The organism is Emticicia sp. (assembly GCF_049241225.1).
Lineage (GTDB): Bacteria > Bacteroidota > Bacteroidia > Cytophagales > Spirosomataceae > Emticicia.
Genome location: NZ_JBMLRC010000252.1, coordinates 17943 through 27831 on the forward strand (window position 1 = coordinate 17943; position 9889 = coordinate 27831).

Annotated in this window: 7 protein-coding genes; all 7 read right to left on the reverse strand. The window is 38.5% G+C overall.

Features of this window, described 5'->3' with window-relative positions:
- Positions 1–616: class I SAM-dependent methyltransferase (locus tag ACOVO2_RS13540; protein ID WP_421770493.1), on the reverse strand; the 616-nt coding region annotated here is incomplete at its 3' end.
- 14 nt (positions 617–630) lie between these two features.
- Complete coding sequence (locus tag ACOVO2_RS13545) at positions 631–1437, reverse strand: sulfite exporter TauE/SafE family protein (protein ID WP_421770494.1); 807 nt, start codon at positions 1435–1437, stop codon at positions 631–633.
- A gap of 111 nt (positions 1438–1548) precedes the next feature.
- Complete coding sequence (locus ACOVO2_RS13550) at positions 1549–1863, reverse strand: ArsR/SmtB family transcription factor (protein WP_421770495.1); 315 nt, start codon at positions 1861–1863, stop codon at positions 1549–1551.
- Between the two features lie 167 nt (positions 1864–2030).
- The gene (locus tag ACOVO2_RS13555) at positions 2031–4304 is read right to left on the reverse strand and encodes an NADP-dependent malic enzyme (RefSeq protein WP_421770496.1); all 2274 of its coding nucleotides are present in this window, start codon (positions 4302–4304) and stop codon (positions 2031–2033) included.
- A gap of 123 nt (positions 4305–4427) precedes the next feature.
- On the reverse strand, positions 4428–5741 hold the full coding sequence (locus tag ACOVO2_RS13560) for a cation:dicarboxylate symporter family transporter (protein ID WP_421770497.1): 1314 nt from the start codon (positions 5739–5741) through the stop codon (positions 4428–4430).
- Positions 5742–5795: 54 nt separating this feature from the next.
- On the reverse strand, positions 5796–6725 hold the full coding sequence (locus tag ACOVO2_RS13565; protein ID WP_421770498.1) for an AEC family transporter: 930 nt from the start codon (positions 6723–6725) through the stop codon (positions 5796–5798).
- A gap of 100 nt (positions 6726–6825) precedes the next feature.
- A complete protein-coding gene (locus ACOVO2_RS13570) occupies positions 6826–9864 on the reverse strand; it encodes a TonB-dependent receptor domain-containing protein (RefSeq protein WP_421770499.1) in 3039 nt (1012 codons plus the stop codon).
- Between the last annotated feature and the right edge of the window lie 25 nt (positions 9865–9889).

Genomic DNA, 9889 nt, shown 5'->3' on the forward strand with positions numbered 1-9889 from the left:
TCTTTCTAAAACTACAAAAGATAAAGTTTTGTATCGTTGAAAAAGGTGTAATATGGTCAACTGTAATACATTTTACTTTGTCAAAAAATGTTTTTAGGCGTTCGGTCATTGAGCTTTCAGAATACTGTTTTATTTCAATTCCACTGCATTTGCTAGGACCTTCCTCCGAAAATGTCCCTAAAATCAAAACCCCTGCTGGCTTTATACCTTTTTGAGTAGATTTTAGATAATTTGTAATCTCATTCTCTTCGGTTAGGAAGTGAAAAACTGCTCTGTCATGCCAAAAATCATACTGTTCATTTGGCTCGAAGGTCGCAATGTCGGCAACAATCCATTTAACTTTTTTGGCTTTTTTACCTAAACGTTTTTGAGCTTTTTTGAGTGCTGCTTCCGAAATATCAAGTACTGTAATATTTTCGTATCCTAGGTCAAGCAAGTGGTCAACCAAATAGCTATCACCACCGCCTATGTCAATTATTTTTGCTGTTTTTTCAACTTTAAATTCATTTAAAAACCTGAGCGATGTTTCGGGTTTTTCTTGATACCAACTAACCTCTGTAAAGTTTTTTGTTTGGTAGATATTTTCCCAATGTTTTTTTCTTTCAAGATCATTCATTACAGAATTTGGGTTTAGGCGTGATGAAAAAATAACTCTTTTGTGATGATATAAAGCCCCATGACCAAGACAAAATATCCGAAGGCAGGTTTTAGTTTTTCATCCGAAACTTTTTTAGAAAGCATACTTCCAAGCACAATTCCGATTATAGCTATAACCGAGAAATTGCCCAAAAAGTGCCAATTTATGGCTTCGCTGCCCTTCACATCGCCCATGAAACCAATCAAAGATTTGAGGGCAATGATTACTAACGAGGTACCGACCGCCTGTTTCATTGGTAGTTTAGCCAAGATTACCAAGGCAGGAATTATCAAGAATCCTCCACCTGCACCCACAAGCCCCGTGATTGTGCCAACAACCAACCCTTCCAGCAAAATCAATGGATAATTGTATTTGATTTCGCCAACTTGTTTTTCTTTACATTTCTTACATTCTCTAATCATTGTATAAGAGGCAAAAACCATCAGTACCGCAAAGAAAATCAGAATCAAAATAGGTTTTGTGAGTGAAAAACTGCCTACCGTAAGAATTTGCTCAGGAATAAGAGGTACAAAATACATTCGAGTCAGGTAAACGCTAATAATTGATGGAATACCGAAGACGATTGCCGTACGCCAATGTACATTTCCCTGCGAAATATGACTAAATGAACCAATTAGACTCGTAAGCCCAACGATGAATAGCGAATAGGCCGTGGCCAAAACTGTATCGACTGAGAATAAATAAACTAAAATAGGTACTGTAAGAATCGAGCCACCTCCGCCGATTAGCCCGAGTGTCAAGCCCATCATTAATGCTCCAATAAAACCAAGTATTTCCATGCGTTTGTGTAATTTGTACTATAAAAAAGGTAATTTGTTTGATACTCTATCAAACTTATCTATTTAATATGTATATATGATAATTTATTCATATAGTTTGCAAAAAAAATATCACATATTGCATTCGCAATTTTCGATGCAGCTCAAGAGTTTGGTAATTTCACGTTGTTTGAGTGAATAATAAACGTTGAGGCCATCTTTGTGAGATTTCAAAATCCCGCGTAATTTCATGTTTATCAAGTGGTGCGAAATCAATGATTGCTCACATTCAAGCGTTTCGCAGATTTCGTTTACCGTTAGATTATCTTGAATTTCCAACAACTGAATAATAGCCAAACGAGTAGGATGAGCCACAGCCTTTAAGATATAGGCTGCTTTTTCATACTTTTCTTTGTTAATTTTTATGTCGTTTGCTTCTGCTAACATTTCTTGTTTTTGATTACAATACAAATATATGTTAATGTTTTCATATAGTGCAAGTGTTTTTTGAAAAATCGGTAAATTTTACTATTTGTTTGTTAAAAAGTACCTTAAAATAAAAGCCCCCACAGAAAAAAATATGTTCTGTGGGGGCTTTATTCATTCAGTAAGATTTATTTTCCCTGTGCTTCCACAACGGCAATGGCCACCATGTCCACAATTTCACGCACGGTACTACCCAATTGAAGTACGTGAACTGGTTTTTTTACACCTAATAAAATTGGTCCGATTTTATCAATATTTGCTACTTCTTTCACAATATTATAAGCAATATTTGATGCCGATAAATTAGGGAAAATCAATGTATTAGCACGGCCATCAACTAAATCGCTGAATGGGTGATTTTCTTTCAATAAGTCAATATCAAATGGTAAGTGTGCTTGCATTTCACCATCAACAACCATTGTTGGGTGTTTGTCTTTCAAAATGCTCACCGCTTTTTGCATTTTTACAGCATCATCGCCATCGGCACTACCGAAATTTGAGTAGGTGAGGAGAGCGATTCTTGGCTTAATATTAAATTTCTCCACTTCTTTTGCTGCCAATTCGGTAATCTCAACGATTTCTTCGGCAGTTGGATTGAAGTTTACAGTTGTATCGGCCAAGAAAAGCGGACCAAAACGACTCATTAGTATATACATACCCGAAACTTTCTTCACACCTTCTTGGCGACCAATGATTTGTAGTGCTGGACGAATTGTTTCAGGGTAATTTCGTGTCATACCGCCAATCATTGCATCTGCTTCACCCGTTTCTACCATCATCGCCCCAAAATAGTTACGATTACGCATCAACTGCATTGCCTCAAAATGATTGTAGCCTTTACGCTTACGTTTTTCGTAGAAAATAGCCCCAAATCTTGCCAAACGTTCCTCTTGGTCAGCCGAGCGAGAGTCGATAATTTCTGCGTAAGGAAGGTCGATATTGTTTTCTTCGAGCAATTGATTGATTTTTGCAACATTACCTAACAAAATCGGCGTTGCAATTTTCTCGTCTTGCACTTCTTGTGCTGCTTTCAGCACCGTCAAGTTTTCGGCATCGGCAAAAACTACACGTTTAGGATGTAGTTTTGCTTTATTAGTAATTACTTTCTTGAGCGAATTATCTTGTCCCAAACGTTTGGCCAATTGTGTATCGTAAGCTTCCCAGTCGGTAATAGGGAACTTCGCAACGCCAGTTTCCATGGCTGCTTTTGCTACTGCTGGAGCAACAGTTGTGAGTAAACGAGGGTCAACAGGTTTTGGAATGATATACGTTCGGCCGAATGAAAGATTAGTTTCGCCGTAAGCTAAGTTTACTACATCTGGCACTGGTTTTTTCGCCAAATCGGCCAATGCACGCACGGCCGCCAATTTCATTTCTTCGTTAATAACTTTCGAGCGAACATCCAAGGCACCACGGAAAATGTACGGGAAACCAAGTACGTTATTCACCTGATTTGGGTAATCCGAACGGCCAGTTGCCATGATGATATCTTCACGGGCAGCAATGGCATCTTCATACGAAATCTCAGGTGTTGGATTGGCCATTGCAAAAACAATCGCATCTTTTGCCATTGATTTTACCATGTCTTGGCTCAAAATATTGCCTTTTGATAGACCCACAAACACATCAGCACCAACTAAAGCTTCTGCCAATGTTGTTTCGGCTGGCATGTTATCGTTGGCAAATTCGATTTTCTTTCCATCCAAATTTGTGCGGCTTGGGTGAATCAAACCTTTGCTATCGAACATGAAAATGTTCTTTTTATCAGCACCTAATGAATTATACAAGCGAGTACAAGAAATGGCCGAAGCACCTGCACCGTTGATAATTATTTTTACTTGCGAAATATCTTTTTCTACTAATTCTAGGGCATTGAGCAACGCCGCCGACGAAATAATGGCAGTACCATGCTGGTCGTCGTGCATTACCGGAATATTCAATTCGGCCTTTAGGCGTTCTTCGATTTCAAAACATTCAGGAGCCGAAATATCTTCAAGGTTTACACCACCGAAAGTTGGTTCTAGAATTTTTACTGTACGTACAAATTCGTCAACATCTTTAGTATTTAACTCAATATCAAATACATCAATATCGGCATAAATTTTAAATAAAAGCCCTTTTCCCTCCATTACGGGTTTTCCAGCAGCCGGACCAATATCTCCCAAACCCAAAACGGCAGTTCCGTTTGAGATTACAGCCACAAGATTTCCCTTCGCCGTATATTTATAAACGTCTTCTGGATTTTCAAAAATAGCCATACACGGCTCGGCTACCCCGGGAGAATACGCCAAAGATAAGTCTTTTTGAGTAGCGTATTCTTTACTTGGAACAACCTCAATTTTACCTGGACGCCCTTTCGCGTGGTAATGAAGTGCTTCTTCTTTTAAATTTTGTTTACTCATTTTCGAATAAAGATTAGTTTGATACTGCGAAGGTAAGACTGAAAGTTTTTAGAGTTAAAGAAAATATCTTTTTTTTGATGAAATAACTGTTTTTGCTTAGATAAATAGCTTTTTGCATAGTTTTTACTCATTGTTGATGTTATCTTTTACTATATCTTCAAAGTCGCCTACATGTGCAAAAGCTGCTTCCATTTTAGAGCGGTCGAATTCGTTTTCGTTGTTTGAAATCCAGATCGTTGCTACGCCATTTCCAATAAAGTTGGTTATGGCACGGGCTTCAGACATAAATCGGTCAACACCCAAAAGCAGTGCTAAACCTTCTACTGGAATAACTTTTACAGCTGTTAGTGTAGAAGCCAAAACAATAAAACCACTACCCGTTACGCCCGCTGCTCCTTTTGAGGTGACCATCAGGATGCCGATAATCGTCAGAATTTGTTGCATATCTAGATCCACATTGAAAACTTGTGCCAAAAAAATAACTGCCATTGAGAGATAGATAGTCGTACCGTCGAGATTGAACGAATATCCCGCAGGAACAACCAATCCGACAACTGATTTTGAGCAGCCCATTTTCTCTAATTTCTCCATCAATGATGGCAAACCTGCCTCCGAAGAAGAAGTACCAAGAACAATGAGTAGCTCTTCACGAATAAATTTCAAGAATTTCCAAAGACTAATTTTGTAGTATCTCAGAATGAAATAAAGCACCACAAAAACGAAGATTGCCATTGTTACATAGACAGTTCCCATCAATTTTGCGAGGGGAAGTAGGGTTTGAATACCATATTTGGCAATAGTGAAAGCCATACCACCAAATGCTCCGATTGGTGCAAAAAGCATAACTTTATGCAAAGCCCAAAATACTTTTTTGGAGATTGGAGCTAGAAAATCTACCACTTTTTGTCGGCCAGAATAATTGCTGAATGCAATACCCAAAACAATGGCTAATACCAAAACTTGAAGTGTAACATTATCCAAGAAGAATTTCAACCAACTAAATTCCGTAGCACTTTTGGTGTATTTTGAAATATCTCCGCCCTTGATCGCATCAGTAACTACTCCATCACCGGGCCGAATTAAATTTGCTACCACAACACCCACCAATAGTGCGATTGTCGTTACGACTTCAAAATAGAGTAGTGCTTTTGCTCCAACTTTTCCAACTTTTTTCAAATCGCCCATCGAGATGATTCCGAGGGTGATTGTTAGAAAAATGATTGGATTGATAAAGAGTTTTACGAAGCTGATGAAAAGGCTGCTTAGAAACTCAGAAAATGTATTTTTGATTTCAAATTCGGAAATAACTAGGTTCTGTTTAAAACCCTTTTCAAAGATTTGTTGTAGGGCAAATTCGGGATTGTAATGGCCAAGTAAAACACCACAAACAATGGCTGTAAGTACCCAAAATGTAAGATTGGTAAAGAGTTTTTTCATTGTAAAATTTTATTATTCGGAATTTTATTAGGGTTATTTTTGAAAAAGTGTATTTCAGAAAAAAATCAATAAATAGTGCCATAATACGGCTGTTATTAGCGATAGTGGAATGCTGATGCCAATCATTAAACTTGCCAAAGGTGGATTTAATTTATGGTTGATGGCAATAATTGAGGCTGTATTCATTGAGCCCAAAGCTGCTCCAACCACGCACATTTTACCAATCCAAGTGTTTTCATGTAATAGCATGTTTTGTTGAAGCAATATAAGATATAATATAAAGATTATCAATGGTGCAACCAATAGTTTGAAAAATAAGCCTAATAATAGTGGTTTTTGTGCAATATTAGCTTTAGATACATTGATTTGTAAACCTACAGATAATAAGGCGAGTACAGTAAACGGACTACCCATTTTTTGTAAAATTTCTCCTATATATCTCGGAAAATGTAAATCAAGGACATTTAAACATACAGCCACACAAAAAGCTACAAATGGAGGAAATGTGAAAATACTTTTAGCAATTGATTTTACCGAAGGCTCTGATGCTGAATAATACGAGGCTGTCATGATTCCGAGTGTGCCACAAACAACAAAAGAACCCGCCTGACTCATCAGGATTCCCATCTGAACACCCGCTTTGCCATACAATAATTCAAAAATTGGGAAACCCACAAAAGATATGCTACTTATGCCGGCGGTAATTGTTAAAGCCCCTGTGGTGCTTCTGTCGAAGTGCAGGCTTTTGGCAATAATTTTGAAAAATATAAACGAACTGATGAATAAAATGTATGGCGTCAGGATAACGAGCAACTGATTTGCTTCAAAAGAAATCTCGCTTGTATAGAGCAGCGTTATGGCTGGTAAGCATATATTAATAATAACTGCATTCAAACCCAAATAGGCATCTTTCGGAAAGCCTTTGGTTCGTTGGAGGATTCCCCCCAACGAAAGGCATGTTATCAATAAAAACAGGTTAGCCATTATTTAGCATTGACATTCGATAAAAACATTACTTCAAAACCGCCCACATTCTACCATTCTCAAACAAATGTAGTCTTTTAAATCTCATGTCTATAGCGGTCTAAAAATTTATTGTGGCATTGACGTAATAAAATGCTCCATTAAAACCAAATTGATTCGCATTTCTAGTAAAAGGTATCTGACCGTTGGTGTATCCAGCAAAATTAGCTAATACTCTATCTGGATATACATCGGTTATGTTATTGCTACCCAAAGTGATTGAGAGCTTTGGGGAAAAGGCATAAGTAAGAGCCACATCGATGAGGGTTTTTCCACCGAAAGTTTGCGTAATATGTGGTCTGCCTACTGGTTTTTCCCAAGCCGTTACTGGGCCAAAGTAAGAAGCTCTAACATTTGCATTGAACTTATTAATTTGATAACCAACTGATGCTAGTATTTTCTGACGTGGCTGTGCAGTTTCGATGAGGCTGATGCTAACAGTATCGATCATTAAGATTTTAGTTGATGTGCCTGCCTGCAATAAACTTGGGGTTGGCTTCTGCGAAGTAAGCTTAGTCTCATTAAACGTCAGGGCCAAACTTGCAGTGAGTTTACTTTTTGAGTTAAATTTATGATTGAAGGTAGTTACGAAATCGATTCCTCTCGTTCTGGTATTGATATGATTAGTGAAGAAACGTATTTCGCTAATACCGGGAAACAACGGCTTGAGGGCAGCTATGCTATTCACAATCATCCGCTCAGAAAGGATGATACGGTCGGTGATATCAATTTGGTAGGCGTCTAAAGTAAACAAGAATTTGTCACCTGCTTTTGCCGTAATACCTAAATTATAGTTAAGCGAATTTTCTGCTTTGGGTTTTTCGATACCAAGTTGAGCTAAACGAGGGTCGGAATTAGGTAATTGTTTAGTTTGGATAATTGCTCCTGCCTGTACGGTTGATGTCGTTACACTATTATAAGTTTGCTGTAATGATGGAGCTCTAAAACCTTTATTTATCGAACCTCTGATCGAAATGTTTTCGCTAAGTTTCAATCTAGCTGCTAATTTTCCAGAAACATTGCTGCCAAAATCACTGTAATTTTCATAGCGAAGTGCCGCTGCAATCAAAAATTTGTTCGTAATATCACTTTCTACGTCTGCATACACACCGATATTATTTCTTGTCGCATCGGTTTCATCGGCAGGGGCAATTCCTGGGCGACCACTCGAACCGGGTGCTTTGTTTTTAGAAGTGGCCAATGGTCCAACTTGGTGAGATTCGGGGCTTCCTTGCTTCAAGAGAAATTGTTCGGCTCTGAACTGGCTGCCAAAAGCTATGTTTGTATTCTTTGTGCCAAGTAAACCTTTAAAATTCTTAGAAATGTTTGTCTCGAGAGTAGTTTGTCCAACCGCACTACGGCCAACATAAAAATCAGTAGGAGAGGAGGCCCCCATTGAAGGATTTACTGTATTATTCGCCCATAAATCTAGGTAATTGTAGCCATATCCCGCACTGAAATCCAGATTCCAACCATCTATAACTTTCCTATTTAAACCCACAACCGATGAGTAATCTATTGTTTTGCCAGGTAATTCGGGTGTAAATCCATCTGGGAAAATCTCTGGAGTTGAATTGGCATTAGAAGGGTTAGCTACTCTGAAAAATCCATATGCTAAAACATCTTTGGCTGAGACGCCTCCAAAACTATATAAATTCCACTTATCGTTAATCGGATACCCTAAATTATAAAAACCTTGGTAAGCCGTATTTTGATTGCTTCCGTATTTTGTTACTTTAAATGTACCATATTCACCCCAAACCCCTCTTGTTTTGCGAGTTGCCTCATCAGTGGCCTGAGTTGACGAATATATACCTGTATATGTACCACCCGCAACAGGTCTTGGATTATAGAAATCAGAGCGGTCGGTGCCATTGGCGTGCTGATAATGAAGCGTCATATTGAGGTAGCTTTTTTCTTTACCCAGCTTAAAACCATAATTCAACGCACCCATGTAAGTGCCACCATCGCCCATTTTTGTAATTCCGTACTGGGTTTTGAATGTGCCTTTTCCAACGCTTTTATTCAAGCCCAAATTCACAATTCCTGCAATTGCATCAGAGCCATATTGTGCAGCCGCACCATCACGTAAAACTTCTACCCGGTCAAGGGCTAATGAAGGAATTGAGTTCATGTCGGTCACGACAGTTCCTAAACCAACAGTTACATTAAGATTCAAGGCTGAAAACTGATGACGTCGTTTACCATCGACTAAGACAAGCACTTGGTCAGGCGAAAGGCCACGGAGTGTTGCGGGATCGGCATAATTTGCCACACCATTAATACCCGTTTTTGCCGAATTAAATGAAGGGGAATTAAACTGAACCATTTGACCGAGTTCTACCTGCCCGGTTGCTTGTAATTCTTTTGCACTAAGCACATCAACTGGCACCGCACGCTCAACATCGGTGCGGGGTTGCCCACGTGAGCCAATTACTACCACCTCACTAAGTTGTGAAGCAGCTTCTACCAGCGTAACATTGATTTCATTATTATCACCAACAGTAATTTCCTGGTTTTGATAACCAACAAATGAAAATTGTAAAACTTCGCCTTTGCTGGCGTTTATTTTATAACTTCCATCTACCTCAGTACTTGTGCCTCGTTTTGTACCTTTCACGACTATACTTACCCCAGGTAAGGTTTCTCCCTTAACCGAAATTACTTTACCCGAAATCGGGTCAGCAATGGGCATTGCGGGCATGACATTATCGTGGTCTTGAGTCTTTGTTTCTTCTATGACTGAGTTTAGAACAATCTGATTGCCATAAACTTTATATGAAATGTGTAAAGGTGAAAAAACTTGACTTAGTACCTCAGAAAATCGTTGGTTTTGTACTTGCAAACTAATCTTCTTGTCAGATAAAATTACTTTTGAACTATAGAAAAACTTTGCGTCAGCCACTTTCCCGATTTCAGAAATGGCATCTTGCATATTTACATTTTGCAGATTCACCGAAACTTTCTTTTCGAGTAAATCTTGTGCTTTGCCGTTATGGGCCAAAGACTGTAACACTAGTACAAATGCGAGAAAACATTGTGTTAGCGAAATTTTCATCATTTTAAGCAGAAATGCTTGATTGAATAGTGGTTTTTGCATAGGTTTACAAAGGTTTTGTTTGATT

What these genes read in the sequence shown, in the direction of transcription:
- ACOVO2_RS13545 (WP_421770494.1), bottom strand. Translation starts at nt 1,437, where the DNA reads ATGGAAATACTTGGTTTTATTGGAGCATTAATGATGGGCTTGACACTC.
- ACOVO2_RS13550 (WP_421770495.1), bottom strand. Translation starts at nt 1,863, where the DNA reads ATGTTAGCAGAAGCAAACGACATAAAAATTAACAAAGAAAAGTATGAA.
- ACOVO2_RS13555 (WP_421770496.1), bottom strand. Translation starts at nt 4,304, where the DNA reads ATGAGTAAACAAAATTTAAAAGAAGAAGCACTTCATTACCACGCGAAA.
- ACOVO2_RS13560 (WP_421770497.1), bottom strand. Translation starts at nt 5,741, where the DNA reads ATGAAAAAACTCTTTACCAATCTTACATTTTGGGTACTTACAGCCATT.
- ACOVO2_RS13565 (WP_421770498.1), bottom strand. Translation starts at nt 6,725, where the DNA reads ATGGCTAACCTGTTTTTATTGATAACATGCCTTTCGTTGGGGGGAATC.
- ACOVO2_RS13570 (WP_421770499.1), bottom strand. Translation starts at nt 9,864, where the DNA reads ATGCAAAAACCACTATTCAATCAAGCATTTCTGCTTAAAATGATGAAA.